The 24,706-nt window shown below is 68.3% G+C and carries 25 protein-coding genes; 19 read left to right on the forward strand and 6 right to left on the reverse strand.

What is annotated here, in order from left to right; translation table 11 throughout:
* Window positions 1-18 precede the first annotated feature (18 nt).
* The 6 genes from QE454_RS12795 to QE454_RS12820 all read right to left on the reverse strand — a co-directional run bounded on the left by QE454_RS12795 (window position 19) and on the right by QE454_RS12820 (window position 3,550).
* Window positions 19-546: a hypothetical protein gene (locus QE454_RS12795; protein ID WP_307460938.1), complete on the reverse strand. Its 528-nt coding sequence runs from the start codon at window positions 544-546 to the stop codon at window positions 19-21.
* A gap of 103 nt (window positions 547-649) precedes the next feature.
* Window positions 650-1,087, reverse strand: coding sequence for a hypothetical protein (locus QE454_RS12800; protein WP_307460935.1), 438 nt, complete (start codon window positions 1,085-1,087; stop codon window positions 650-652).
* Between the two features lie 222 nt (window positions 1,088-1,309).
* Window positions 1,310-1,732 (reverse strand): hypothetical protein, encoded by a 423-nt coding sequence (locus QE454_RS12805; RefSeq protein WP_307460932.1) that lies wholly within the window; start codon window positions 1,730-1,732, stop codon window positions 1,310-1,312.
* Window positions 1,729-1,917: a hypothetical protein gene (locus tag QE454_RS12810; protein WP_307460929.1), complete on the reverse strand. Its 189-nt coding sequence runs from the start codon at window positions 1,915-1,917 to the stop codon at window positions 1,729-1,731. The genes QE454_RS12805 and QE454_RS12810 overlap by 4 nt, the downstream gene beginning before the upstream one ends.
* A 748-nt stretch (window positions 1,918-2,665) precedes the next feature.
* Window positions 2,666-3,079, reverse strand: a complete 414-nt coding sequence (locus QE454_RS12815; RefSeq protein ID WP_307460926.1) for a hypothetical protein — start codon at window positions 3,077-3,079, stop codon at window positions 2,666-2,668.
* Window positions 3,080-3,136: 57 nt separating this feature from the next.
* Window positions 3,137-3,550, reverse strand: coding sequence for a hypothetical protein (locus tag QE454_RS12820; RefSeq protein ID WP_307460923.1), 414 nt, complete (start codon window positions 3,548-3,550; stop codon window positions 3,137-3,139).
* Window positions 3,551-4,256: 706 nt separating this feature from the next.
* On the opposite strand from QE454_RS12820, the gene QE454_RS12825 reads away from it, so the two are divergent.
* The 19 genes from QE454_RS12825 (at window position 4,257) to QE454_RS12915 (ending at window position 24,704) form a co-directional block, all read left to right on the forward strand.
* Window positions 4,257-4,757, forward strand: coding sequence for a hypothetical protein (locus QE454_RS12825; protein ID WP_307460921.1), 501 nt, complete (start codon window positions 4,257-4,259; stop codon window positions 4,755-4,757).
* A gap of 1 nt (window position 4,758) precedes the next feature.
* On the forward strand, window positions 4,759-6,513 hold the full coding sequence (locus tag QE454_RS12830) for a terminase large subunit domain-containing protein (protein WP_307460918.1): 1,755 nt from the start codon (window positions 4,759-4,761) through the stop codon (window positions 6,511-6,513).
* A 13-nt stretch (window positions 6,514-6,526) separates the two neighbouring features.
* Entirely contained in the window at window positions 6,527-7,951 is a 1,425-nt protein-coding gene (locus QE454_RS12835; protein WP_307460914.1) for a hypothetical protein, read from the forward strand.
* Window positions 7,948-9,003, forward strand: a complete 1,056-nt coding sequence (locus tag QE454_RS12840; protein WP_307460911.1) for a hypothetical protein — start codon at window positions 7,948-7,950, stop codon at window positions 9,001-9,003. Before QE454_RS12835 ends, QE454_RS12840 begins: the two co-directional genes overlap by 4 nt.
* Before the next feature lie 72 nt (window positions 9,004-9,075).
* A complete protein-coding gene (locus QE454_RS12845; RefSeq protein ID WP_309668693.1) occupies window positions 9,076-9,825 on the forward strand; it encodes a hypothetical protein in 750 nt (249 codons plus the stop codon).
* Window positions 9,818-10,207 (forward strand): hypothetical protein, encoded by a 390-nt coding sequence (locus QE454_RS12850; protein WP_307460906.1) that lies wholly within the window; start codon window positions 9,818-9,820, stop codon window positions 10,205-10,207. The genes QE454_RS12845 and QE454_RS12850 overlap by 8 nt, the downstream gene beginning before the upstream one ends.
* Window positions 10,208-10,210: 3 nt before the next feature.
* Window positions 10,211-11,206, forward strand: a complete 996-nt coding sequence (locus QE454_RS12855; RefSeq protein WP_307460903.1) for a major capsid protein — start codon at window positions 10,211-10,213, stop codon at window positions 11,204-11,206.
* A gap of 80 nt (window positions 11,207-11,286) precedes the next feature.
* Window positions 11,287-11,835 carry an SAP domain-containing protein gene (locus tag QE454_RS12860; protein WP_307460900.1) on the forward strand — a complete coding sequence of 183 codons (549 nt, stop codon included), beginning with the start codon at window positions 11,287-11,289 and terminating at the stop codon, window positions 11,833-11,835.
* Between the two features lie 3 nt (window positions 11,836-11,838).
* Window positions 11,839-12,261 carry a hypothetical protein gene (locus QE454_RS12865; RefSeq protein ID WP_307460897.1) on the forward strand — a complete coding sequence of 141 codons (423 nt, stop codon included), beginning with the start codon at window positions 11,839-11,841 and terminating at the stop codon, window positions 12,259-12,261.
* The gene (locus QE454_RS12870; RefSeq protein WP_307460895.1) at window positions 12,258-12,611 is read left to right on the forward strand and encodes a hypothetical protein; all 354 of its coding nucleotides are present in this window, start codon (window positions 12,258-12,260) and stop codon (window positions 12,609-12,611) included. The genes QE454_RS12865 and QE454_RS12870 overlap by 4 nt, the downstream gene beginning before the upstream one ends.
* A gap of 47 nt (window positions 12,612-12,658) precedes the next feature.
* On the forward strand, window positions 12,659-12,961 hold the full coding sequence (locus tag QE454_RS12875) for a DUF5403 family protein (RefSeq protein WP_307460893.1): 303 nt from the start codon (window positions 12,659-12,661) through the stop codon (window positions 12,959-12,961).
* A complete protein-coding gene (locus QE454_RS12880) occupies window positions 12,961-13,371 on the forward strand; it encodes a hypothetical protein (RefSeq protein ID WP_307460891.1) in 411 nt (136 codons plus the stop codon). Before QE454_RS12875 ends, QE454_RS12880 begins: the two co-directional genes overlap by 1 nt.
* A gap of 64 nt (window positions 13,372-13,435) precedes the next feature.
* Window positions 13,436-14,035, forward strand: coding sequence for a hypothetical protein (locus tag QE454_RS12885; protein WP_307460888.1), 600 nt, complete (start codon window positions 13,436-13,438; stop codon window positions 14,033-14,035).
* Between the two features lie 108 nt (window positions 14,036-14,143).
* On the forward strand, window positions 14,144-14,659 hold the full coding sequence (locus QE454_RS12890; RefSeq protein WP_307460884.1) for a hypothetical protein: 516 nt from the start codon (window positions 14,144-14,146) through the stop codon (window positions 14,657-14,659).
* Between the two features lie 71 nt (window positions 14,660-14,730).
* Window positions 14,731-15,039, forward strand: coding sequence for a hypothetical protein (locus QE454_RS12895; protein ID WP_309668694.1), 309 nt, complete (start codon window positions 14,731-14,733; stop codon window positions 15,037-15,039).
* A 21-nt stretch (window positions 15,040-15,060) separates the two neighbouring features.
* Window positions 15,061-18,351 (forward strand): hypothetical protein, encoded by a 3,291-nt coding sequence (locus QE454_RS12900; RefSeq protein WP_307460877.1) that lies wholly within the window; start codon window positions 15,061-15,063, stop codon window positions 18,349-18,351.
* A complete protein-coding gene (locus tag QE454_RS12905; RefSeq protein WP_307460873.1) occupies window positions 18,351-19,163 on the forward strand; it encodes a hypothetical protein in 813 nt (270 codons plus the stop codon). Before QE454_RS12900 ends, QE454_RS12905 begins: the two co-directional genes overlap by 1 nt.
* A 76-nt stretch (window positions 19,164-19,239) precedes the next feature.
* Complete coding sequence (locus tag QE454_RS12910; RefSeq protein ID WP_307460868.1) at window positions 19,240-22,797, forward strand: carbohydrate binding domain-containing protein; 3,558 nt, start codon at window positions 19,240-19,242, stop codon at window positions 22,795-22,797.
* Window positions 22,797-24,704, forward strand: a complete 1,908-nt coding sequence (locus tag QE454_RS12915) for a DUF859 family phage minor structural protein (RefSeq protein ID WP_307460865.1) — start codon at window positions 22,797-22,799, stop codon at window positions 24,702-24,704. The genes QE454_RS12910 and QE454_RS12915 overlap by 1 nt, the downstream gene beginning before the upstream one ends.
* The last annotated feature ends 2 nt before the right edge of the window (window positions 24,705-24,706 follow it).

Here is a 24,706-nt window from a genome sequence, read left to right on the forward strand (position 1 = left end):
ACCGGCGCGCCCTCGGCGTCAAGCGTCCGCGCCGGGCTCCCAGCCCGATCGGATCGCGTCGTGCACGCAACTCCCGCACATTCCGTATCCCGCGCCCATGTCGTCGGTCGCGATCTGCGCACGGCATTCGCGGCAACGTCGCACCGGCGCGGATGCCGCGCGCTCCGCCGAGATCCGCGCGTCAATCGCGGCGTGCTCGGCTTGAATCTCGACGTAGCGATCGTGGTGCTCGTCATGCTCGTCATCGTCGCCGTGTGCGTGAGCCTCGACGATCGTCGCGGCCGACTCATCGTGACCGGCCGCGCGGAGCACGTCGGCAATCGCCTCGACCTCGACGCACTGCAACCCCCCGAGCGACTCGGCGTCATACATGCCGAGCGCAATCGACGCGAGCACGTGCACGGCCCCGAGCACCGGCGCGGATGCCGCGCGCTCGGCCGCGACCACGTCGCGCAACCGTGCCCATTCCTCGCGTTCGGCGTCGGTCGTGGGCTCCTTCCCGAGCGCAGCCGTAGCAACCTCGGCAGGCGTGGCAATCGTCGACATGTCATGTCCTTTCATCGTTCGTGCAATCGGTTTCCCCGGCGGGGGAGAGCGGCGCGGGGGATGCTTGCAACCCCTGCCCGGCTTGACCGGACGCGCCCGCGGGTCAGAACACCTCGACCCATTCACCGGATGCCATTTGCCGCCATTCGGCCCCGTCCCCGGCGTCCGCCCGGATCGGGATGATCGGGGCGAGTTCGGCCGCGCTGACGATTGTGTGCACCTGCTGACGCGAGAGGCCGACGGCCGAGGCGATCGCCGTCTTTGCCGCGCCCCGTTTCGACGCTTCAACGATGAGGGCGTCGCGCTCACCCATGAGGCGACGCAACTCGGCAAGCTGCCCGAGCGAGTAGTCCGCCGAGTCGAGATAGGCAACCTCGGCGCGCTCCGCAACGGCCGCCGCGCGCCATTCCGTCGGCGTCATCCGCGCGGTCGCGTCCTCCTCCTCGACCCACTGCCGAAACTCAGCCGACAGGTGCTTACGGATGACGTGCCACGGCCCACGGAACGCGGCGAGATCCGAGTCTCCGCCGAGGCGCGACACGAGACGCTCCGCGGCCGGTGTCGTCGCCCACAGGTAGGTCACGCCCCCGCTGAACGCGTGGAACCGTGCAACCTCTCCCGCGACGTAGTCCCGCCATGCCTGCTCATCGTTGCGATTCACCGCAACCCCCTTCGATCCTCGACCGCTTGGCTCGGCCGGTAAGTGTGTGTGAGGTAATCCCCGACCCGCGCCCCGGCATCCGGGACGCGAGCCGCGAACGGCCTACGTGTGTGCGAGATCCGCGGCGCGTCCGACGCTTACCGGGCCCGCCCCGTTCGCTTCAACGTCGAGGTGTCGGACGATGGTTCCGCGTGACGTGAACACCAGCCCCGCGATGACGTCGAGACGATCCATGCTCGTGACGCCGTCCCGGGCGGCCTCCGCCTCCACAACCGTGGCGAACGGTCCCGCCACCTGCTCGGACGAGACGCCGCGCCGGTAGACGTAGTAACCGATGACGTACCCGCGGCGGTTCCGGCCGGGGAATGCGCGAGCGATCCCGCCCGCCTCATCCGCCGCCCACGCGTTCGCACGCTCCGCCCACGCCCGATAGGTCGCGCCCTCATCCGCGAACCGCGAGGGTCGCGGGTCAACCTCGGCGAACGCAACGGCGTACGCCGCCCGGACCTCTCCGACGCCGGTCACTCCGACACCTCCCACGCGCCGACGCGGTTCCCGTTCGTGTCGCGGATCTGGTGAGGCGAGTACGTCGCCACGGCAGGTTCGTAACCCTCACCGATGTTGTCGGCGATGTTGCGGAGCGCGTCGGCGATATCCGCGGGGGTCAGCATGGCGGCGTTGCCGAGGCTGATAGCGAGTCGAAACTCCATGTCGTGTTCCCTTCGATCCGGGGCGCTTGGCTCGCCCCCTTGGCTTGTGAACACCACATTACCCCCAATCGTGGGGGTTGTCTAATCGGTTGACGCACACACAACCCCGCAACGCGCCCGCAACCGCGTATTCCCACGGCTAAACGGGCCTCGACACATAGCCGGCACGGACGCGCCCGCCCGGCGTGTCGCGGCCTCTCAGCCCCGCAGCTCGACCGGGGAGAGGCGACAGGCACGGGGGACACGGGACCGCCCGCACGGGGACACCGCACGCGACCCGCTCGCACGCCCGCACGCACGCCGACGGATGCCGCGACCATCCCGCCCGCCCGAAGCGCCCACGCCCCGCACGCGCCCGCCCACGCGCTCACGCTCACGCACGCCCGCCTCACCTGCTCACCCTCACCCGATAGGGGAGAGGCACACAGGGGGAGAGAGACACGCACGCCACGCACGCACGCCACGCGCCCCGCCTCTCCCACCTCTCGGGTAGTGCCGACACACGGGGACTGACGTACGCCCGCACACCGGCCGCCCGTCGCCCCGCCTCACACCTCGACGTGTCGTGTCGCTTGACACTGCCGCGCCTGTCTCGCCGCCCGACACGCTCACCCCGTCGACCGACGCGACGCCGCGCGCTCACCCCGGGCCCCCACCCCCCACCCCCCTGCCGCCCCCGCCCGCAAGCGTTCTGCCTCTCGCGGTGCGCGCGACTCTGGGGGGTGAGTGAAACCAGCAGCGTGGGTGGTTAGCTCTCACCCTTGGAGAGCGCGAGCAAGATGACGCCCGCGGCAGCACCCGCGAGCACCCACCATTGCCGGCGTTGATCTAGCTTGCTCGGAATGGGTCCAGCCATCTGAGTCACGACCCGATTTGCGGCGTACGCAACCGGGTCGCTGTAGCCGGCGTTAGCGAGCAGCATGTGCCGGAAGCGTTTGATCTCCGCGCGGTCGCGCGAGTGATCAACCGGGACCGACTGTCCGATGCGGGCGAAAACCTCTCTCAAGCCTTCCGCGTATGTCTCGGCGTGCTGATCAACGGCTCTCTCGATTCGCATGCGCACCGCGTACTCCTCACCCCGTCTGACTCGCTCAGCGGCGTACGAAATGCCCGCATAGATCGAGGTGAGGGCCGGGATAAGGGCCGCTAGATCCGAAAGCACAGGTTGAGGGTAGCGAAGCCTGGTCGCACTGAGTCGACCGGCATGGTTCAGCGCGAATTATTGCGATGCGGACTTCTCGTCATTCTCTGCGACCTTCGCCGATACGAGGGCCATGAAGCGCGCCAGCGATGCTAGCCGTGCTGCGGCACGATAAAACTGTCGAGCCGCGGCGAGTGTCAACGGATCGGTTCCGTCGTTGATGCGCTTTCTAATCTCGGCAAGCGTGGAGATCGCATCGTAGAACTCAACGTCCAGCACGCCAGCGCGAACCAATCGCTTGGCGGTCGACGTCGCGCTGATTGCGTAATGCTTCGTGGGTGGTTCAGCGGCTCGACTTCGAAGAATTTCGAAGAGAGTTGCTGTGAGCAACCGCCAGCCGCCCGTAACGAGGGCCTCGGCATCGTCTGCGATCTTTTCAGGCGGGTCGAATACGGAAGCATCATCTGTGAGGTGGTACTTCCAATCCGCCATGTCAGCAGGAAATACAAGGCCGGTCGCGAGAGGCGCAGTGTGGGGCCTCCTACCCCGGCCAGAAGCCGCGGGCGTTTGCATCTCGTGCTGGGCAGAACCGCCTTGCGGGGGTGCTGACGGTTCGCTCGATGTGAGGGACGGGTCGACGGGTTGCCTTGAGCTCTCATCCTCGGCGGCGCCTGGTTCCGCCTGAGAGGCCGTAGCTGAGGGGGTGACAGACGGCTCCTCAGGCTGTGCCCCTACGGCTTCACCCTTCGCCGAAGCGACATGTGCACGCACCTCGGTAGCCGTCTCCGAAATCTCCGCATTTAGTTCCGCCAACGTTGCGAGTAGAACGTCTCCTGCTGGCGTCTTGAGAAGGCGGATTCGGTCAATCAGGTTCTTTAGGGGCACGCGGAAGATCACGACGGCCGTGACAATGGCGACTGGCCAAGAGAGAACGTGGCCCAGCACCGTTGACGCGAACGTCGTCAAGGTGTTCAGGTACTCGTTCAGAAACTCGAGTCGGCTCATCCAAGGCACCGGCGCTGGGTTTCAATGACCGCCACGCAGACGGCCGATGGGGTCGGCGGTCTAGAAGATTCTCGCGTCTTCTGGGCATCGAGTGGATCGGTCATGTCCTCATCGTCCCACGCGCCTTGGGCACCCCCAACCCCTCATCCCCGCCCCTTCTGGCGCGGGCTTCCGGTTCGGATGGAGATACGACATGGCAGGCAGAGGCTTCGCCGCGAGCGGAACGCGCTCGCGTAAGCGCGACGAGCAGGTGCGCGACACCGTGCGCTCGGACGGCAAGCTCGGCGGCTATGACCTCCGTGATCTCCCTAAGGAGTACCTGCCGCTCAAGCCGAAGAAGGAGTGGGCCGACGAGGACGTCCCAGAGCACGAGGACTGGCACATCGCGACCCTGACGTGGTGGGACAACTGGCGCAGCTCGCCGCAAGCCACGCGGATGCTCACCGACCCGGACTGGGACTACCTGCTCGACACGGCCCTCATGCACCACCGCACATGGATGAGCGGCGGATCGAACACCGAGCGTCTCGCCGAGATCCGCATTCGCGTCGCGAACTTCGGCGCCACTGTCGCCGACCGTGCACGCCTCCGCTTCGAGATCGAAGCTCCCGCCGAACAGCACGGCCCCGGGCGGGGCTCTGCCGGCGGCGAAGTGATCGACATGAGCGACCGACGACGAGCCCTGGGAGGCTGACATGCCTCGCCGCCTCATCACCCACCCGCAGCACAACCGGAAGCGGTCGCTCGGGTTCCTGGCGACGTGGTGGATCGAATCGTTCGTCGTGCACGGCCGAGGCGGCATCCGCGGTACGCCAATCCGCTACGGCCTCGAGTACACCGGGTTCATCGTGGACTGCTACGCGCTCGACGCCCGCGGGAAGCGGCTCTACAACTCGGCGTTCTTCTCCCGCCCGAAGGGCACCGACAAGTCCGGCCTCGCCGGTGCGCTGGTGCTGTTCGAGGCGTTCGGCCCGGCGCGGTTCGCCGGCTGGGCCAAGGGCGGCGAGACTTACGAGTTCCTCGGGAAGACGTACACCTACGTCAAGGGCGAGCCGATGGGCAAGCCGGTCAACAACCCCGTCGTCAAGATCATGGCGACCGAGGAGGGCCAGACCGGCAACGTCTTCGACAACGTCTACTACAACCTCAGCGAAGAAACCTCACCGCTGTACGCGCTTAAGGCCGGGTACGGCCTCGATGTCGGCAAGACGCGCATCATCCTCGCCACCGGCGGGACGATCGAGCCGTCGACCGCTGGCGCGGCGTCGAAGGACGGCGGGCTCGAGACGTTTGCCGTCTTCGACGAGACGCACCTCTACACCACGCCCACGCTGCACGACATGTACGACACCGTGACGCGAAACCTCGACAAGCGCCGCTCCGAGGGCACGTGGTACATCGAGACGACCACGATGTACGAGCCCGGCGCGGACAGCGTCGCCGAGCTGACGTTCTACCAGGCGCAGCTCATCGACGAGGGAAAGGCCCGCTCGAAGTCGCTCCTGTACGACCACCGCTGGGCCGATATCTACTCGCTGGACAAGATCAAGCTCGAAGACCCGACGCGGCCCGGTGGCAAGCGCACCGAGACGGAGAAAGAGTACCTCGACCGTCTCCGCGCCGGGTTCCACGAGGCGTTCGGCGACGTCATGGCGTGGAAGAACGTCGAGGACATGCTCGAGAGCGCGTTCGACACGCGTCGCGCCGAGCAGGACACGATCCGGTATTTCTTCAACGCCGTCGTCGAGGGCAAGCACCAGTGGATGCGGCACACCGTGTGGTCGGCGCTGTCGATCGCGAACATTCGCGCGGCGGCCAAAGCCCGCGGCGAGAAGGTCACGGTGCGCCCGCCCCGTCGCGGCGACAAGATCGCGCTCGGCTTCGACGGTGGCCTCACCGACGACGCGACCGTGCTGATCGCCTGCCGCATCGACGACGGGTACGTCTTCCCGATCGGCATATGGGAAGCGCCCGACACGGCCGAGGCGAAGGACTGGCAGGTCGATCACCTCGAGGTCGACGCCGCCGTGCGCAAGGCGTTCAAGGACTACAAGGTGGTCGCGTTCCTCGGCGACCCGCCCCACTGGCGCGACTACGTCGACAAGTGGGAGGTCGACCTCGGGCCCGATCTCGTGGTCAAGGCGACCGAGTCGAAGCCGATCGCGTTCGAGACGTCCCGGCACAACGAAATGGCGAAGGTCATCGAGCGCACCGAGACAGCTTTGCGGACCGGCGAGCTTCGCCACGGCGCGCACAAGGCGCTGACCCGGCACGTGATGAACGCGCGCCGGTGGAAGCGCACAGGCGGCGACGTCATCGGTAAGGACCGCAAGGGCTCGCCGAAAAAGATGGACGCCGCCGTCGGCATGTGCCTCGCCGTGGAAGGGCGAGCGCGCTACCTGAAAGCACCAACGGCCCCTCCGACGGGGGTGCCGATCCGAGTTCGATGAAAGGGGTACGCCCGTGCTGATCGAGACGAGTATCCCGGGATCTGACGACTGGTGGCTCATGCGCCTGGCCGACAAGCTCGGCGCGGGGATGCCCCGCATGGAACGCATTCGGCGCTACCGGGACGGCGATGCGCTCCTCCCCGAGAACGAGTGGGACGCCGGAACGCGTGAGTCGTACAAGCGGTGGCTCAAGCGTTCCAGGCTCCACATCGTCGAGGCGTTGCGTGACGCGAAGACGGACCGCCAGCGGATCGTCGGGTTCCGCACCGGGGCGACTGGGGACGAGTCCGGCGACGTCGCGGCATGGGGACACTGGCAGCGGAACCGCATGAAGGTGCAGTCGCGCCGGTTCTTCAACGACACCGGCGACTTCGGCCGTTCCTACCTGCTCGTGATGCCGGCCGACGACGGTCCGCTGTGGAACGTGCGGAACGAGTGGACGACGATCACCGAGCCGAACGGGCTCCGCCCGTGGCTCACCGAGGCGGGGATCACGGTCGGCTACGACCAGATCCTCCAAGCCGAGGTCGTCATCCTGTACCGCCCGGGCTACTACCGCGTGGCCTACCGATCCACCCGCGTTCCGACGCTCCCGCAGAACGGAACGATCTGGCACGCGGGGAACGGCTGGGAGTGGGCGGGGGACCGGATCGTCACGCCGTGGACCAAGGACGCCCTGCTGCAGCAGAACAGCACGCTCGACGGCTACGGGATCTACGAGAAGCACCTCGACACGATCGACCGGATCAACGAGATCACGCTCAACACGATCACCCTCATCGTCACGCAGGCGTTCCGCCAGCGCGGCGTCAAGGGCGGGCTCCCCGAGTTCTACCCCGAGGGGCACCCGAACGCCGGCGAGCGGATCGACTACGACGAGCTGTTCAAGGCGGGCCCGGCGGCCCTGTGGCTCCTGCCCGCCAACTCGGAGGTCTGGGAGTCCAACGCGGTCGATATCACGCCGATCTTCCAGTACCGCCGTGAGGAAATGAAGCTCCTCTCGTCGCTGACCCGCACCCCCCAGGACATGTTCGACGGGGACTCGCAGAATCAGTCGGCGACCGGCGCGCAGGTGTCCCGCGAGCCGCTCATCCACGCCGTCACCGGCATGAACGACCAGGCCGAGGTCACCCTCGCGCACGGCATGGCGCAGTCGTTTCAGATCACCGGCGACACCGCCCGCGCTGACATCACCGAGATCGAGGCGATGTGGGCGAAGGTGTCGCCCGAAACGCTCTCCGCGAAGGCCGAGGCCGTCGCCAAGATGGGCGGCAAGCCCTCACAGCGCTACATCAACAGCGAGGTGCTCGAGATGACGCCGGCGCAGATGCGTCAGGACGAGCAGGATCGCGCGTCCGACATGTTCGCCGCCGTGCTCGCCGGGTCAACGGCCACGGCGAGCGGCGGCCCGGCCAACACGACGGGCGCCGCAGCGTGACCGGCGACGAACGGCGCGCGACGGTCCTGATCGACACCGTCGCCGCGCAGCGTACCTCGCTCGTCGACATGCTCCTCCGCGTGCTCCTCGGGTTCTGGGTGCCGTTCCGCTGGGCTAACGACCCCGACATGGTGAACGCGTGGGCCGCGCGTTCCGCGGTGGACGTCGACACGGCGCTCGCGCAGGCACGCCGCCTCGCGCGGGCGTTCCAGGTGGAACAGCTTCGGATGCTCGACGCGCTCCCGCCGACCCTCCCGCCGGTGCAGGACGTCTACCCCCGTGCCAACACCGCGATCGTCGAGGTCTACAAGCGCCCGGCGCGCCAGTACGAGCACGCGATCCGCGAGGGCGCGACGCCCGAGCAGGCCGAGCGGATCTTCGTCGACCGCCTCGAGCGGATCGTCGAAGCCGACGTCTCGGCCGCCATGCGCGACGAGAAGGATCGCGTTCGCAAGGCCGCCCCGAAGGTCATCGGCTACCGCCGAGTGCTCCGCCCCGAGAAGTCGAAGTACGGCCCGTGCGGTCTGTGCGTCGTCGCCGCCGACCGGATCTACAAGAGCGGGGATCTCCTCGAGCTGCACGACCGGTGCGTGTGCGAGACGCAGGAGATCACCGAGGGGAGCGACCTCGGGCGCTCGCTCAACCGCGCCGAGCTCGACGAACTGTACCTGCAGGCCGGGTCGATGTTTGCGGAGGAGCTCAAGCGCATCCGCGTGACGATCCGCGAGAACGGCGAACTCGGCCCGGTGCTCGTGCGCTCGGGCCGCGAGTTCAAGGACGCCGAACGCGTCGCCAAGGAGTCGACTCGCGGCGGTCGCGATCGCAAGCCGAAGCCGTACAAGACCCCGACCGTCGCCGACGACTCGGCGAAGTGGGCCGCCATGCGCCGCACCTCGGAACGTTCCATCGAGATCCTCGAGGACGCGAAACGGCGCGGAACGAACATGGTCAGCCTCACCGAGGGCGGCACGCCCCACCCGGTCAAGGATCTCGACGTCGCGATCGACTACCACCGCTCGCTCATCGCCAAAGCCAAGTCGCACGGCGCGTGAGCCCATCCCACGTCCCGCGTTCCGCGGAACATCGCGCCCTCGATCTGAGGGCACCCCAACAGGAGGCATCCAATGCGGCTTACCCGACCCTCTTTCTTCCGTCCCTGGATCTCGTTCTTCGCAGACGAGGTGACCGGCGGCGGCCCCGAACTCACGGACGATCAGTTCCGCGAGGCGAACGGCTTCCCCCGGAACACGAAGGTCGACGACATGCAGGACGCCGAGAAGGCGGCCTATTGGCGTGCGCAGTCCAAGAAGCACCAGGCCGACGCGAAGTCGAAGGAAACGGAACTCGGCAAGTGGCAGGGGCTCGGTGCGTTCGACGCCGTCAGCACCACCGTCACCAACGCCGAGACGGAGCGGCAGAAGAACCTCACCGAACAGCAGCGCGCGCAGGAGGAGGCCACCCAGCGGGAGGCCGCCGCGCGCGCCGCCGGCGCGTCGGAGGGTGCGAACAAGCACCTCACGGCCGCCGTCGAAGGACACGTCCTCGCGCTCACGCGAAGCGCGAGGGAGGAGCACGCCGACGCACTCGCGCGGGTACGTGGTGCGCTCAAGTTCGTCGACAACACGAAGTTCCTCGACGCAGCGGGGAACCTCGACGTCTCGGAAGTCGAGGCGTTCGCAGCATCCGTCGCTCCGGCGGCTCCCGCGAACCCCGGCGCAGGCGACCCCCTCGTCGGATATGCTCTCGCGTCAGGCGCTCCCGCAGCCCGGGGCGGCCGGTTCGGTCGCCGCGTACCGCGACAAGGCGTACACGCGAGCCGGCGGCAAGAAGTCCACCCAGCAGTAACCCTCAGAGAGAGGCAGTCGCATGACTGATTTCAGCATCACCAAGCAGGTGACCGGCGAGAAGATCGACACCCGCTGGCGCGCACAGCGCCACGGCCAGGAGGTCACCGTCCCCGGGACGCTCGACCCCTCGAAGTTCGAGGCGCTCGGCTTCAAGGCCGGCGACGTTCTGCCCTCGGGCACGGCGCTCGCGAAGCTCTCGAGCGGCCTCCGCGGCCCGTTCGTCGCCGGTGAGGGGGCCGTGCTCGACGGCTACCTCAACGACGACGCGGGCGTCGTGCTCACCAAGCAGCCGACGTGCGCGGTGCTCAAGCACGGCGTCATCGAGATCGCCTACCTGCCCATCGCCGCCCAGCGCGCGACCGTCAAGGCCGCGAAGACCGACGGCTCGTACATCTACATCGAGGACTGATCCATGCCCTACAACCAGGGATTCCGCACCCCCGCGCAGCTCACCGGTGTCGCCCGTGGAGCATTCGACGCCGCGTACGAGGGCTTCGGCATCGCCGATCTCCTCCCCGTGGTCGAGAACTTCACGCTCGACTACTCCTTCACCGTGGGCCAGTCGCCGCTCCCCGCGGCGGCCAAGTTCCGCTCGTTCAACACCCCGTCGATGGTCAACACCGTCGGCCAGGGCGCGACCGCGAGCGGCAAGCTGCCCCCGACCTCCATCCGCCTGCACGTCGATGAGTACGGCCAGCTCAAGATGTACGGCCAGGACGACGCGATCGGCGCCAAGTTCGAGGAGTACGCCGAGCGCAACGCGCAGTCGATCGCGTACCGCCTCGTGCTCGCCGCGGCCGAGGCCGTCGAGACGGGCAAGATCAGCGTCTCCGAGCGCGGTCTGCAGTTCAGCGTCGACTTCGGTCGCAAGGCGGAACTGACCTCGGACGCGTCGATCTCGTGGGGCTCGGTCGACACCGCGACGCCCCTCGAGGACGTCGAGGCGCTCAAGCGCGTCTTCAAGAAGCGCGTCGCCGAGGTCCGCCTGTCGGACCTGTCGATGAGCCACCTGCAGCGGAACGCGGGCGTCATCAAGCGCGCCATGCGTCGCGGCACGGACCTCCCCGACATGGTGTCGCAGGAAGACGTGCGGACCGTGTTCCGCGACTTCAACCTCGGCAACATCATCGTCGTCGAGGACACCGTCATGGACACCGACGGCGAGGAGGTGCCCGTGTTCTCCGAGGACGCGGTCATCCTGTCGTCCGGCGGCCAGCTCGGCTCCGCTCAGGTCGGCGTCACCGCCGAGTCGCTCGACTCGGCGAACGGCATCGCCGCGAGCGAGGCTCCCGGTCTGTTCGCCGGCGCGCTGCCGACGGACGACCCGCAGGGCTTTGACGTCCGCGTCACCGGCATTCTCCTGCCGGTGCTGTCGTCCGCGAACAACACCGCCGTCCTCAAGGTCTGACCGACCCGAGCGGCATCCGCGGGGGTGGGGCTTCGGCTCCACCCCCGCACCCTTTCACCACCACGACCTCGGAGGTCCGCATGTCCGAAAAGCTCCGCAAGATCACGGCCGGCATCGTCCACCTGCTTCACAACGGGCGTCCCGTCACGCTCCGCGCGGGTGACCTCGTGCCCGACTGGGCCACGATCACCAACCCCCGTCTCATCGGCGACGTCGCCGACGGAACGCCCGCCACGTCCCCCGAGGGCGGTGGCGAGGGCACGCCTCCCACCGGCGGCCAGCAGCAGACGCCGCCCGTCGCCCCGGCCCCTGCCAAGTCGAACGACACCGTCGAGGTGTCGGAGAAGCTCAAGTCCGACGCGCTCCGCAAGATCGCTGGCGACCTCGGCATCGACACGTCGGGCACCAAGCCGCAGCTCGTCGAGCGCATCCTCGCGAAGCGCGCCGCCGACGCTGAGGCCGCGGCCGATGCCGCCGAGGCCGCATCCGCAGCGGACGCCGGCGGCGGATCGCCGGACGAGGGCCGCGAAGCCCTCGAGGAGCGCGCCCGCGCCCTGTCCATCGCCGACTTCGACGAGAACACCACCGATGAGGAACTCGCCGCCCTCATCGAAGACGCCGAGGAGTAAGCCATGACGACGACCCTCCCCGACGTCAGCGTCGACGAGATCCCGAAGCACTACGCCGGCGAGCTCGACGATCTGCCCCCAGCGTTTCTCGAGGCTCGGCTCGGGGAGGTCGTCGACATGATCGCCGATCGTCACGGCTCGATGGTCAGCGCCCGCCTCACCTCGGGCCGACTCACCATCCGTCGCTACGAAGCGATCGTCGTCCGCGTCGCCGCCCGCGTCTTCGGGAACCCCGATGGGTTCACCGAGGAGACGGGCGGCCAGGTCAACTACCGGTTCAACCCGCTCGCGGCGTCCGGCACGATCTGGCTCTCCGACGACGACGTGTACGACCTCACCGGCGTCCACCCCAACCCCGACCGATCCAACGTTCTCGGCACGGCATCCGTCGGCCGGCACTACCGAGGCCGGGGGCACAAGAGGTGAGCCGCCGCATCCTCGGCCGCACCCACGTTCTCGTCGAGGAGCGCATCACGACTCGCGACGACGGCGGCGGCCGCATCACCGAACGGATCATCGGCCCCCGACGTCGCGTGAAGTGCTCCACCGTCCCCGTGCGCGAGTGGTCGGCGGCCGAGGAGCAGGAAATGCTGGGCCTGCAGATCGTCGACATGCTCGTCCTGCTCGCGACGGACTGGCCCGGAGACGTGAAGTCGCTCGTCATCAAGGACGGCCAGACGTACGAGACGGTCGGCGCGCCGCAGCATTTCGAACTCGGCCGCCGGACCTCGCACTGGCGCGTCACGCTCCGCTGGCTCGGGGAGGACCGTTGGTAGGTTCACGCGTCTGGCTCCGATCCCGGAACCGCGTCACCGCCGCCCAAATGGCCGGCGACAGCAACGCCTTCGACGCGATCGCCTCAAAGGTGCTCCGCCTCGCGCAGACGGAAGCGCTCAAGTCCGTCGATACGGGCGCCTACCTGTCGCACCTGCACATGAAGACGGTCCCCGGCGAACGCGGCACCGGCCGCGGCGTGAACGACCGCCTCATCGTCGCCGACGACCCCGGCGCGGGACCGATCGAGTGGGGCCACATCTACCGCCACCCGGGCTCCCGGCGCGTCACATACGTCCCGGGCAAGCACATCATGACGAACGCGCTCGCTCGGGCGCGGTGGGGAGTCTAGTGACCAAGCTGCTCAACGCGTCAAAGCTGTTTCAGACGCTCCTCACGCGCGACGGACCGCCCGCAGCCAAGGTTGCCAGCGACCTCGACGTCGGCTCGTTCGACGACGTCCCCTTCATCACGCACTCGTCGCAGATCTCGCAGGACCGCGGCCCCGGACTGTGGACCGTGATCCTCACGATCAACCTGTTCCTCGAGCCGCGCGATGCATTTGACGTCGCCGACTACGTCTACTCGGCGGTCACCGAGTGGGGCGACGACCCCGATCTCGGCGTCGTGCCCGGCGTGGGCGGCGTCGAAGACCTCGAGGACATGAACGCATTCGTTCCCGTGTCCGGCGAGGTGTCGATGGTCAACAAGATCGTCGTCCACTACCAGGGCTCGTTCACGCTCACCGTGCGCGCCTTCTAAGTCCACCCGTCCTTCTGCCCCCGCCGCCGGCGGGGAGGGTCTGCAAACCACCAGGAGGAACCTCGTGTCCGCTTCCAGCACCAGCCTCGTCATTCCCGCCAACGGCACCGTCTTCTACGCGCCGGTCAACACCCTGCCGCCCAAGGGCCCTCTCACCAAGGACGGCTTCAAGCTCTCCTCCGACGGCCCCGCGCCGTGGAAGAACCTCGGCCACACGTCGAAGCAGAACACCATCGCGTTCACCAAGGAGGGCGGCGACCGCGAGTCGCTCGACACCTTCCTCGCCGACAGCGTCCGCGTCTCCCAGAGCTCGGTGTCGTGGGGCTTCACCGCCTCCGCGCTGCAGTTCGACGCGGACAACCTCGACCTCGCGTTCAACGGTGACTTCAACGAGTCCACCGGCGGCTACAAGGTGACCACGCCCGCCCCCGTCCAGGTCGCGATCTTCCTGTACTTCAAGGACACCACCGGCGCGCTCGGCTTCTGGCTGCCGAACGTCGAGATCGCCCTCGGCGACGCGCCTTCTGTCGACACCGCGAACTTCTTCGAGCTGCCCCTGGCGGGTTCGATCCTCGCGGCCGACGAGGAGATCAGCGCCTCGGTCGACGGCCGCCCCGTCCTGTTCGAGATCTTCAAGACCGGACTCGTCGCTCCCACGAGCTGAGTCCCCCCAGCCGGGGCCGCGGGTGCAGACCGCAGACCCGCCCGCGGCCCCTTCCCCCTCTAGGTCTGCCACCACTTCCTCCACCAACCCACGAAAGGTCTGCGACCAATGGCTACCACCCCCACCCCCGCCAAGGCCCCCCGCGCCACCACGGCCCGCTCCGCCGCCTCGAAGGCCCCCAAGGCATCCGCGGTTCGCGACGAAGATCTCGAGGCCGCAGACGAGCCCGAGGCGACGACGCCGTCGGAGTCGGAGTCGATCGACGCCCGCCTCGAGGCCGAGGAACTCCGCGCCGAGCTGCTCGCCGACATGCCGGCACTCCGCCCGGCTCACAAGTTCCGCATCCGCCACCGCAACGCGTTTCAGAACGTCTCGCTCGAGGCGATCAAGTCCGGCGCCTTCGACCGCGACAACCTCTCGTACGACCTGAACGACCCCAAGGACATTGAGGCGTTCCAGGCGCTGCAGGAGTTCATCGCCACGATCGACGAGTGGGCCGAGAGCATCGCGGAAGACCCCGACGCGTACGCCGCGTGGTCCGAGGGTAAGGACGAGGAGACCTTCATGGCGATCTACGTCGAGTACCGGAGGGCACTGGGGGAATCGCGCGGCTCCGCGAGCTGATCGACGAACTCGACGCTCACGGAGCCCTCACCGCAGACCTGCAGCAGTTCTACGGCCTCGATCTCGAGGACGTGTGGCGGGGCACGCTCGACGCGCACCGCGTGTGCGTGCTCACCGAGCACCTCGCGCTCATCCCGGATTCCCGATGCTTCGGGCTCCTCGGCGGCGCGAAAGAACTGCAGGGCTGGGATGCCGCGACCATCGTGCTCGCGCGCTCGCACAACCTCATCGCCGCGATCGTCGGCGGCTTCTCGAAGGACGTCAACATCGACGACCTTCTCATCGAGTTCCCGGGCTCGAAGGCGGCTGCACCCGCGGCCCCACAGACCCTCGCGGAACTGATGAACGGATCGCTCACGGACTTCTTCGGGAGCGCATAACTGAATAGGGGGACGACGCGTATGGCGTTCAATCCGGGCCGGAACATCGGCCGAGTATCTATCCGCGTCGTCCCCGACACCAAGGACTTCAACAAGGACGTGCGGCGCGACCTCGAGCGCTCCGCGAGAGACGTCCGGGCGCGCGTCAAGGTCGAGGGGGCCGACTTCGATCGCGAGGCCGTCAAGCGCGATCTCGAAAAGCAGCTCAACGACGTGCGCGGGCTCCGCGTGGACGCCTACGTCAAGGCAACGGTCGACAGCGCCAAGGTCAACAAGGTGCTCGTGCGCAAGTCGCTGCAGAAAGAGTTCGACGAGATGGGCCTCCGGGTGCAGATCGAGGCCCACATCGCGAACCACGAGGAGTTCAAGCACGAGGTGCACAAGCTCGTGCACGACGCCTCGAAGGAGCCCGTCGATGTGCACGTCAAGCCGCACACTGCCGAAGCGACGAGCCGCCTCAAGTGGCTCGCGCGCACCCGCGTCGTGAACTACTTGGTGAAGGTCAACGACGCGTCGGTCGTCAAGGCCGCTGCCACCCTCGCCGCGCTCTCGGGCGCGCGCATCGCCGGGAACTGGCTCGACGACATTCAGGACATGGCGCGGAACCTCGACAAGAACCTGCCGAAGATCCTCGGCTGGACGACGGGTGTCACCTCGGCGATCGCGGCGCTCACGTCCCTGGGAGGCGGGATCGTCAGCATCGGCGAAGGGCTGTTCTCGATCTCGCCAATGCTCCTCGCGGTGCCCGGCCTCGCAATCAACGCCGTCGGCTCGCTCATCGCTCTCATCGTCGCGTGGAAGGACGCCGGCAACCAGCTTTCCCCCCTCGCCGACGGCATGAACGAACTCGGCGAGATCATCAACACGACTTACTGGGACCGGGCTCGACAGCCGATCCTCGACCTCGTCAACGGCCTCATGCCGCAGCTTCGGAACGCGTTCCGCGAACTGTCCGACGGCGTCGGCGAGTTCACCGGCGCTCTCGCTGACGCATTCGGCGAGGAGCTTTCCGGCGGCCGACTCGAGTCCATTTTCGGCGGCATCGCCGAAGGGTGGCGCGTGCTCGGCACCGGCGCCAGCGGCTTCGCCGGCGCGATCGTCTCGCTCTCGCAGATCGCCGCGACCTACACGCCGCGTCTCGCCGCGTGGTTCGTGCGTCAGGCGAACACCTTCGATGCCTGGCTCGAGGCGATCGCCAAGGACGGTCGCCTCGGCGACTGGATGGAAGACGCGATCAAGAACATGTACGCGCTTTGGGACGCCACGGCGGGACTCGCGGGCGTGTTCGCTGGCATCTTCCGAGCGGCCGAAGCCGCGGGCTCCACGGGCCTCATCGGGTTCGCGGACCTCATGCGCCGCTGGCAGGACGTCGTCAACACGAGTTCGTTCCAGCGCGGGCTCACCGCAGTCTTCCGCGGCTCGTACGCGGCGATGGACGCATTCGGTGACGCGATCAAGGCGATCGGTCGGATGATCGCGGATCTGTCCGGGCCCGTCGAGCGGTTCATCGGCGGAGCGGGTGGATTCCTCGGCGGGCTCGTCGAGGGAATCGCGAACGCGCTCAACTCGCCCACCTTCGGGCGCGGCCTCGACGAATTCACGAAGGGGCTCGCGCAGGCGCTCGACGGGATCAAGCCCTCACTGCAGCCGATCGCGGACACCTTCGGCGGATTCGTCGGCCTGCTCGGCGACATGGCGGGATCTCTCCTGCCGGCCGCCGCGCAGGTGATCGCCGACCTGACGCCCGCGTTCAACGGCATCATCGACGCCGTCAAGCCGGTGCTCCCGGATCTCGCGAACGCCCTGTCGGAGATCTCGACGGGCCTCGGACCGGCTATCGCCGATCTCGTGAGCGCCGTCGGACCGGTCTTCCAGGACGTCGTCACGCAGCTCTCGCAAGCGCTCGTCGATGTGGCTCCCGCGGTCGGGGAACTCGCCAAGGTGCTCTCGGACGTCGTGCGCAGCCTCACGTCCTGGTCGGAGAGCAACAAGGGGTTCTTCGACAAGCTCGCGCTCGACCTCACGCCCGACGCCGAGAAGTGGAAGGTCAAGGTCGAGCAGAGCGCCGACACCGGCCCTCTGCGCGGCTCGACCGGTTTCGTCCTCCCTCGGTTCGACGCGAACGACCGCGCCTCGGTCGACGCCTATGCGAAGTCGATCGTCCAGGTCTACAAGGACCAGCTCAGGAAGGGCGGGCCCGCCGCGGGCACCGCGTTCCTCGAGGGGCTCAAGTCGGTCGACATGCCGGGGCCGATCATGGATCAGCTTCGGTCGCGATTCGGGCCCGATCTCGACCAGGAACTCAACTCCCGAGGCCGCGAGGGCGGCGGGAAGTTCTCGCGCGGACTCGCCGCCGGCATGGACGAGAGCCCCGAAGCGAGTGCGTCGGTCGGACGACTGCGCGCCAACCTCGGGAACTTCACGCTAGACGCCGACACGTGGATGAAGCCCGCGGGTACGGCCGCGATGCAGGGATTCCGGCGCGGCTCTGAGGAGGAGCAGCCGAACGTCCTGCCGTTCTTCGGCGCGCTGGGCGGCCCGATCGGCGACGTCATGGCGGGCGCCGCATCCTGGCTCCTCGGACGAGGAGGCGAGACGATGGGCGGCTTCGGCACCGGCGCATCGGGCGCGGTCGAAGGTGCCAAGAGCGTCTTCGCGGGCCTCAACGGGCACGTCACCGGCGTTACCAACGGCGCGGGTGGCTGGCTCAACGGCCGAGGCGGCGAGGCGATGGGCGGCTTCGCGAGCGGCGCGGAGGGGCGGAAGGGTGACGTTCGCGGCACGTTCGGCGGCCTCGCGGGGCTCGTCAGTGGCGCGATCCCGAACCCGTTCGGCCTCCTGGTCGGCGCTGGCTCGGCCATTATGAACGGCCTTCTCAGCGGGCTCCGCAGCGCCTACGGGAACGTCCAGTCGTTCGTCCGCGGGATCGCAGGTTGGATCCAAGCGAACAAGGGACCGGAGGCGTACGACCGGCAGTTGCTCGTCCCGGCCGGTGGCTGGATCATGGGCGGCTTCCTCAACGGGCTCGAGCGCGGCTTCGGCCGTGTGCAGAGCCGCGTCGCGTCTATGGCCTCGGATCTCCGCGAGGAGTTCGAGGGCGGGCTCAACGGCACCCTCGGCGACGGCGTCAACGTCACCGCGGCCGCAGCTCGCTCGGCATCCCTCGCGTCGGCTCAGCCCGACGGCTCCAACACGTCGACCGGAGTCCCGGTCGCGACCCGGTCGACGCACATCACGTTCGTCAACCCGGTATCCCGTGACCCGCTCTCCGACGCACAGGAAGCGGCCGACCTTGTGAATGCGGTGGGCTGATGTATTCGATCGACGGAATCCCGCTCGACAACCGGGCCCTCGGGTGGCGCTTCATGCGCTCCTCGAACCCCTACGCCGAAATGTCGCAGGAGATCGAGGAAGTCCGCTCGCCGACACAGGACGGCGACGCGGGAGGATCGGCCGGCCGCATGGTCGCGCCGATCCTCCCGTTCACGATGGTCACGCCCAAGGTGAACCTGTCGGCGCTCGACTCGCTGTTCGCGTCGGCGTCGGTGCTTGCCGACGGCTCAGGCCGAACGGCAGGCGTGAAGTTCGTCAGCCGATCCGTGGAGCACTGGGGCGAGGCGGAGCCGAAGGTGCGCGTCACCTACACGCTCCGCATCCCCGCGGCGTTCTGGCGCGGCCCCGAGGTCACGCCGGCGGCGACGGCGATCTCGAACGCGACGACCGTAGTCCGGTGCCTCGGAGACAGTGCACTCCCGGGCAGCGGCGGCTTGAACGCCCCCGTCGGCGACGCGATCATCCGCGTCAAGGGGCAGGCCACCGCTCTCCGCGTCGCTGACACGGGCGGCTCGTGGTTCACCTATGACGGTCCGATCGCCGCGACCGAGTGGCTCCGGTTCCACGCCGCGAGCGGGCGCGCGTTCCTGACGACCGCGGACACGTGGGAGGGCGGCACGGAAGTCTCCGGTCGCATCGACTACGGCGGCCCTCGAGGACGCTTCGAGATCACGCCCATGTTCCCCTCCCCGCTCGACCGAAAGGTGCGTGAGGCCCGACTGACCGTCGGGACCACGATTCGCGTCGGGGCCGCCCTGCAGGTGCGCGCCCGGCCCGCCTTCATGGTCTGACCCACCACCACCCAAGGGGGAACGGCTTCGGCCGTTCCCCCTGCTCGTCGCGGCTCGTGCCGCATGGAGGTACTCGATGTTCGATGTGCGACTGCGCCTGGCGGCCCCCGACGGGACCAAGGGGCGAGTTCTCGCGACTGAGCGGCTGACGTTCGTGTGGCTCGACTCGGCCGCCGCGACGGTCAAGTTCGACGTCAAGAATGCTGTCGCCGAGCAGCTCGAGACGCCCCAGACCGTCCTCGTCGAATACTCCGTGAACGGCGGCCCCTACCGGGCACCCCGCAACGACATGTTCATCGTGACCGAGGACGAAGACGACAACGTCGCCACCAGCGAAGCGACCTCCTTCACCGGCATCAACTACTACGCCTGGCTCATGCAGCGGATGCCGTTGTGGTGGAAGGACGGCGACACCAGCCTCACCCGCCGGTACGAGAACCAGACTCCCGGCGAGATCATGCGCAACGCCCTCGAGTGGTCGCGCGAGCGCACCCCGTGGGCGCCGTACCTCAAGTACGGCTTCAACCGTGCTGTCGACGCCCTCGGGAACCCGTGGGACCAGCGACTCACTCTCGACTTCCCCCTGTTCACGACCTCCATGTCTCGCATCCTGCAGTCGCTCGTCGAGCAGGGCTACTTGCAGTGGTGGACCGACGGCCACACCCTGCAGCTCCTCCGCCCCGACGTCCAGGGCGGCGAGCCGCAGATCGTGCTCGGAGGCCCGGGATTCACCCGCGGGCCGAGCCGGTCCCTGTTCGAGCCCATCACCACGCTCGTCGTCCAGTACGACGCCGGCTGGACGCACTTCGACAACCCCGGCGCGGACAACCGCTTCGGCGCGGTCTTTCAGACCATGTCGCAGTCGGGCGTCCCTACCCGCGAAGCCGCCGAGGCGAACGCGCAGCCCACCATGACCACCGGACGCGCTCTGCAGCGCGAGCAGTCCTACGACTGGGTCGTGCCGAACTGGAAAACCGGCGAGCCGGAAGACTCCACCCCCATGCCGTTCGCCGAACTCAACGTCGGCGACTACGTGCAGGCTCGGACCAAGCGGGGCAAGCGCGTCGGCCGCGTCGTCGGACTCACGATCGAGAAGGCCGACGGGAAGATCACCGCCCGGGCGACCGTCGGCGACAAGATCCTCTCGACCGCCGCCAAGCTCGCTCGGCGCACGGCCGCGGCGACCGTCGGAACCGTCCTCGGCGGGTCGGGCGCGGCCGTGCCCTCCGCGCCGTCTCCCGCAGGCATTGCCCCGAGCGAGCCCCAGGGCGTGCGCGTCGTTCGCAACGTCGGAGAGTGGGCCGCTGACGGCACCTCCACCGCCGAGGTGGCGATCGCGTGGAACGAGGTCACGCAGGCCGTCGACCTCTCGCGCATCGACGTCGAGATCTACGAGGTGTGGTCGCGTGAGGCGAACCAGGCAGCGGCCCTAACGACGAGCACCGACGCTCTCTCCGCCGTCATTCGCGGCTGGACGCCGGGCGTCGACCGATTCATCAAGGTCCGCGCGCGCAGCCGCGCAGGGCGGTGGTCGGAGTTCTCCGAGGAGATTTCGGTCACCCCGGAGATCCCGGCGAGCATCGTCCCGAAGGTGCCCACCGGCCTCAAGGTCAAGTCGAACGACGCCAGCTTCGGCGTCGGGGGCACCGCGTCGGCGCGCGTCACCGTTCAGTGGGACGCCGTCACCCTGTCGGTGGCGGATGCCGCGCTCGACGACGTCGCCTACGTCGTGGAGCTCGACGACGCTCTGTCGTGGACCGCTCTCGTGTCCCGCGCGAACACCGAGGCATCCTTCGAGATCCCGGCAGGCAGCACGCGCCACGTGCGCGTCCGCGCCGTCGCCGGCCCCGGCGTCCAGGGCGACCCCACCGCGCCGCTCACGGTCGTTGGCGCAGTCCCGGCACTCGCGCTCGAGGCTCCAAGCAAGCCGATTCTGTCCACGGGCATCGGCATCGTCACGATCGGGTGGGACGGAAAACTCGGGACGGGCGCTCCCGGCGTCAGTTTCCAGCGTCTCCGGGCCCAGTACCGGATCGGCACCGGAGAGTGGACCGAAGCCGCGGCCTACACCCGGTCGGCCGGGCAGGTCGCTACCGCGCGAGGAACCGTCGGCGCCAACGTCGAGGTGCGGCTGATCGCGGAGGACACGCTCGGGCGGCCGACCTCGGCATCCGCATCAGCCTCAATCACAGTCGCTGGCATCGGGCGTGAGGATCTCACGGCAGCGGTCACCGACGCGATCGACAAGGCCGGGCAGGACGCTGAGAAAGCGCAGAAGACCGCGGCGACAGCCGATGGGCGGCTGACGGTGTCGGCGTCCGCGCCGGTTGCGTCGGACGCCACCGGGAAGCCCGCCGGGGCGGTGTGGTTCCGCCGCGACGCGGCCAACCGCTTCATCGGCGCATGGGAGCTTGTCGACGGGGCGTGGGCGGCGCGCTCGATCGAGAACGCGATGATCGCCACGGTCGACGCGGGGAAGGTCAACACCGGGTTCCTCAACGCCGATCGGATCGCCGCGAACTCGATGACACTCGCGAAGCTGCTCATCGGCAGCTTTACCAACCTCGCGGAAGACCCGGGGTTTGAGGCGAACAACGGGCAGGGCTGGACGTTCCCGTCGGGATCGGGCAGCGCGCAGGTCGTCGCGGAGAATCCTCGCTCGGGCGCTCGGGCGCTCAAGATCAACCCGTTCGCGTCGCCGCGCGACGTCGCCTACCAGGCGGGGTTCGCCGTTGAACCGGGTGAGGAGTATCTGATCGGCGCGTGGGTGCGCGCCGCGTCGGCATCCGTTCCGGGAGCCGTCGAGATCGGCGTGATGCACGGGGCGACCGCAGCCGCGGCCACTGCCTCGAGCGCGACCGCCGTCGCAGCGAGCCCGTCCGGCATGGGCTCGACCTACGTTCGCGTATGGGGCACCTGGAAGGTTCCCGCCGGCGCGAAGTGGGCGCGTCCCCGCATCGTCGCCCGCGTCGCGAACACGACGAACGTCTACTACGTCGATGACTTCGAGGTGCGACTTCGAGTGTCGGGTGAGCTCATCGTGGACGGAGGGGTCAAGGCCCGTCACATCAACGTCGAGGATCTCTGGGCAAACCAGGCGTTCATCGACCAGGCGACAATCCGGGTGCTCCGCGCAGGCGTCATCGAGACGTCGATGCTGGCCCCGGGGTTCGGCGACAACCTCGATCTCGCGGCGAACGGGGCGGTGACCATCCTCACCGGACAGTTGGCCGGGCAGGCGCAGCGCATCGCGTCCTCCGAAGACAAGATCGACGGCGTCGACACCCGAGTCTCGGCGGTGAGCGTTCGAGCGGGCGAGGCGCTCGGCTCTGCGAATGCTGCAGCGTCAGCCGCGGCTCTCGCGCAGGCAGCGGCCGAGGCCGCGCAGAAAACGGCCGACCGTCTCGGTACGTACGTCCGCATCGACGCCGAGGGGCTCACCGTCGGCTCGCCGGGCACCGACACCACCGTCAAGATCAGCGACTCGTCGATCTCTCTCAACGTCAACGGCGTCGCCGGGGCGTGGATCGACGCCGGCCAGATGATCGCTCCCCGATTCGTCGGCACGGAGGTCGATTTGGCGAACACGAAGATCACGAAGCAGGGCAACCGCACTGTAGTCAGGAGGCTTTAATGCCGTCAGGTACGTTCTCAGGTCGGTCCAATTTCCGGCTCGATCTGAACGTCTGGCAGGGGCCGCAGGATATCGGCGCCAACACGACGACCGTCTACTGGGAGCTGTGGCTCGTCAACACCGGTGGCGCGTGGTCGGGGTCGCAGTTCACCTCGCGGTGGAGCGCGTCGATCGACGGCCGGGACACCGGCGGCACGTTCACCTTCGGGCTGAGCGGCGGGCAGTCGATGAAGCTCGGCGGGGGACAGGTCGGCTCCACCCATAACGCCGACGGCTCGAAGCGCATCGGCTTCTCCGCGAGCGTGAGCGCCGACGTCATCGGCAACGCGGGCGCGGGCGGCGAGATGGATCTCTCCATGATCGCCCGCGCATCGCAGGCGACGTTCTCGCCCTCTGAGCACACGCTGGTCGCCGGCGAGCCCGTGTACATCAACACGAACCGTCGGTCGACGACCTTCCACCACGTCATCGCGTGGCACTGGGGCAACCGTGCGCAGAACATCGGCGAGGTGAACGATCAGATCCAGTGGGTCGTACCGTTCGACTTCATCCAGGAAATGCCGAACACGCTCACCGCCACCGGCCACATCGAAGTCTCGACCTGGCAGGGCGATCGGTGGATTGGGACCACGACGTCGCCGTTCCGCGTCCACGTGCCAATCGACAAGGCGCAGCCGAAGATCAAGACGGTCACGGCCACGGACCAGAACCCCACCGTCGTCAGCGCGATCGGCGCTTTCGTGCAGGGGGAGTCGCTGCTCAAGATCGACGTCACCTCCGAGGCAATCATGGGCGCGTCGATCGTGTCGCAGTGGTTCAGCGTGGACGGCCAGACCGCCCAGTCGGGACAGACGGCGTCCCTCCCGAATGCGGGGACGCGCAGCGTGGGTGTGTCCGTGCAGGAGTCGCGCGGCATCACCGCGTCAGAGACGCGGAGTGTCGAGGTCATGCCGTACGCGCCGCCCGCTCTCGCCGCGGTGGTGCAGCGGGCGAAGTCGGACGGCACGGTCAATCAGGACGAAGGCACCTACCTCCGTCTCGACCTCAACGCCGTTGCGCAGTCGCTCGTCGTCGGCGGGGTCGAGAAGAACGCGCTCAAGATCGCCGTCGAGACGCGCGAGCGGAATCAGGCGCAGTGGACCGCGCGCAACGTCATCGCCCCCGCGGGGCTGACGTTCAAGCAGGGCGTGCTCGTCAGCGGCGGTGGCGTGTTCGATATCACCAAGTCGTACGACGTGCGAGTGACCGTGTCCGACAAGCTCCGCACGGGAGCGCGCGCGACGACGTTCGAGGCGTCCCTCTCGACGGCCGAGATCTTTATGGACTGGTCGAACGGGCTCGGCGTACTCAAGTACCACGAGAAGGGCGCGATCGACGCGGGCGGCGAGATCTACCACCGGTTCGGGTCGCTGGTTGAGCCCGTCGGGATCATGGTTCAGTTCGGCGGCCTCACGGCTCCCGCCGGCTGGCTGATCTGCGACGGGCGCACGCTCGACCGATCGTCGTATCCCGCGCTGTTCGCCACCATCGGCATCCAGTACGGCGCGGGCAACGGCTCGACGACGTTCGGACTGCCCGACCTCCGCGATCGCGTCCCGGTCGGGTATCGCGCCGGCGACGCCGACTTCGGGGCGCTCGGGCGCACGGGCGGAGCCCGCACGCACACCCTGTCGTCACTCGAGATCCCACCGCACGTCCACGCCCTCGGCGGCCACACCTACGCATGGGGCGACCAGGGCTCGGTGAACATCCAAAACGCGGTCGCCGTCGGCGGTGCCGCGAGCGGGAACCGGCTCTACACCTGGCAGAACTCGTGGGACAAGACGTCCAACGACGGAGGCGGTGGCCGACCGCACAACAACATGCAGCCGTTCATCACCGTGAACTACATCATCAAGGCCTTCTGAGG

The sequence above is a fragment of the Microbacterium sp. SORGH_AS_0454 genome, from assembly GCF_031453395.1.
GTDB lineage: Bacteria > Actinomycetota > Actinomycetes > Actinomycetales > Microbacteriaceae > Microbacterium.

Excerpts from the sequence above, each read along its gene's own strand:
- QE454_RS12795 (WP_307460938.1), bottom strand. The coding sequence starts at position 546 with ATGTCGACGATTGCCACGCCTGCCGAGGTTGCTACGGCTGCGCTCGGG.
- QE454_RS12810 (WP_307460929.1), bottom strand. The coding sequence starts at position 1,917 with ATGGAGTTTCGACTCGCTATCAGCCTCGGCAACGCCGCCATGCTGACC.
- QE454_RS12820 (WP_307460923.1), bottom strand. The coding sequence starts at position 3,550 with ATGGCGGATTGGAAGTACCACCTCACAGATGATGCTTCCGTATTCGAC.
- QE454_RS12825 (WP_307460921.1), top strand. The coding sequence starts at position 4,257 with ATGGCAGGCAGAGGCTTCGCCGCGAGCGGAACGCGCTCGCGTAAGCGC.
- QE454_RS12830 (WP_307460918.1), top strand. The coding sequence starts at position 4,759 with ATGCCTCGCCGCCTCATCACCCACCCGCAGCACAACCGGAAGCGGTCG.
- QE454_RS12845 (WP_309668693.1), top strand. The coding sequence starts at position 9,076 with ATGCGGCTTACCCGACCCTCTTTCTTCCGTCCCTGGATCTCGTTCTTC.
- QE454_RS12850 (WP_307460906.1), top strand. The coding sequence starts at position 9,818 with ATGACTGATTTCAGCATCACCAAGCAGGTGACCGGCGAGAAGATCGAC.
- QE454_RS12855 (WP_307460903.1), top strand. The coding sequence starts at position 10,211 with ATGCCCTACAACCAGGGATTCCGCACCCCCGCGCAGCTCACCGGTGTC.
- QE454_RS12860 (WP_307460900.1), top strand. The coding sequence starts at position 11,287 with ATGTCCGAAAAGCTCCGCAAGATCACGGCCGGCATCGTCCACCTGCTT.
- QE454_RS12865 (WP_307460897.1), top strand. The coding sequence starts at position 11,839 with ATGACGACGACCCTCCCCGACGTCAGCGTCGACGAGATCCCGAAGCAC.
- QE454_RS12875 (WP_307460893.1), top strand. The coding sequence starts at position 12,659 with ATGGCCGGCGACAGCAACGCCTTCGACGCGATCGCCTCAAAGGTGCTC.
- QE454_RS12890 (WP_307460884.1), top strand. The coding sequence starts at position 14,144 with ATGGCTACCACCCCCACCCCCGCCAAGGCCCCCCGCGCCACCACGGCC.
- QE454_RS12900 (WP_307460877.1), top strand. The coding sequence starts at position 15,061 with ATGGCGTTCAATCCGGGCCGGAACATCGGCCGAGTATCTATCCGCGTC.
- QE454_RS12905 (WP_307460873.1), top strand. The coding sequence starts at position 18,351 with ATGTATTCGATCGACGGAATCCCGCTCGACAACCGGGCCCTCGGGTGG.
- QE454_RS12910 (WP_307460868.1), top strand. The coding sequence starts at position 19,240 with ATGTTCGATGTGCGACTGCGCCTGGCGGCCCCCGACGGGACCAAGGGG.
- QE454_RS12915 (WP_307460865.1), top strand. The coding sequence starts at position 22,797 with ATGCCGTCAGGTACGTTCTCAGGTCGGTCCAATTTCCGGCTCGATCTG.